The sequence below is a fragment of the Lactobacillus sp. UMNPBX4 genome, assembly GCF_002554115.1.
Lineage (GTDB): Bacteria > Bacillota > Bacilli > Lactobacillales > Lactobacillaceae > Lactobacillus > Lactobacillus gallinarum.
This window is the reverse complement of the sequence record NZ_PCZF01000115.1, coordinates 1-1,360: the sequence shown is the minus strand read 5'-3', so window position 1 is coordinate 1,360 and position 1,360 is coordinate 1. Positions and strand designations below refer to the sequence as shown.

The 1,360-nt window shown below is 38.1% G+C and carries 2 protein-coding genes; both read right to left on the bottom strand.

Annotated features, from left to right (window positions below; all coding sequences use genetic code 11):
* Positions 1–112: 112 nt before the first annotated feature.
* Entirely contained in the window at positions 113–664 is a 552-nt protein-coding gene (locus tag CP355_RS09930) for a C40 family peptidase (protein WP_098044449.1), read from the bottom strand.
* A 336-nt stretch (positions 665–1,000) separates the two neighbouring features.
* The coding region (locus tag CP355_RS09925) for an RNA-guided endonuclease TnpB family protein (protein WP_143468943.1) at positions 1,001–1,360 on the bottom strand (360 nt) is incomplete at its 5' end.

The window sequence follows — 1,360 nt, the reverse complement described above, 5'->3', positions numbered from 1 at the left end:
ATCAGTGCTTTAAAAGTCTAATATTAATTGTCAATGTCTTAACTTAATGACATTGAAATTCACCTAACTCCTTTTACTAATAATCTTTAGAAAGACATAACTTTAAATGTAATTAGTCGATAACACGCTTAGCTGATGATGGGAAGAATGATGCTAAGGTTTGAGTCTTAACATTTTGACCAGGAGCTGGAGCGTGAACGAACTTGCCACCGCCAATGTAGATACCTACGTGGTAGTTACCCCAGAATAACAAGTCACCCTTCTTAAGCGTCTTAGTTGAAACTGAAACAGTCTTACCAAGAGTGATTTGACCGTAAGTAGTTCTTGGCAAAGTCTTGTTAATTGCGTTCTTGTAAACGTATGAAGTTAAACCTGAGCAGTCAAATGCGTAAGGGCCCGCTGCGCCCCAAACGTAAGGTTTACCGATTTCCTTCTTAGCAAGCTTAACAATTGCGTTACGCTTCTTAGTAACAGCAGAAGTCTTCTTAACGGTACTTGCAGCTGGAGTTGAAGTTTCGATATCTGACATTGAATTGTCAGTATTTACAGTACTGGTTGAAACTTCGTCAGCGTGAACAGTAGCTGGAACATTAATAACTGAGATACCTGTAAAGAAAATTGATAAAGCTGCAGTGTATTTAACTAAAGTACGTTTTAAATTCAAAATTAATTGTCTCCCTTAAATTATAGATTTCGTTTATTTAACATTTGTTTCAAATTTAATTGATTTCTTAAATCAGTTGACGGTTAATATAATACCTTCTGAATGTTACATAATTGTTTCAAAAGAACTACCATCACGTTAAGAAACATTGTATAGTCAACTACCCTAGACTGAAGTCTAGGGCTTAGTGGCTCGTTAGCTTACGCTAACCAGAACACCAACTTGCTTAGATACGGACTTGACTTACCAGCAATAGTCTTTTGACTATTGCCGATAGAGGTCGTCTATTTACCAAAGCCTTTTAAGTCCGCGAATTGCTAGCGGACTGCAGCCTTTCTAGGCTGCTTTTTTTATTTTAGGATTTTGCCACTTGCCTAATCCTTTTTCTAAGATGTTCACGGCCGCATTCCAATCACGAATATGGTGCGTTCGACAGATTGGACAAGTCCATTCCCGATCCTTAAGGGTTAATTTCTTATAACCGTTTTGCCCCATAATACTGCCACATTGATGGCATCTTTGGGTGGTGTACTTAGGATCAATTGTTAGAAATTCTTTGCCATATAGATCTGCCTTATAAGCCAGCATGTTCAGGAAGCTGTGCCAACCAACATCTGAAATGGCTTGAGACAAGGCATGATTCTTTAACAGATTTCTGCTTCTTAGTTCCTCGGCAACTACTAAATCGTGGTTTTT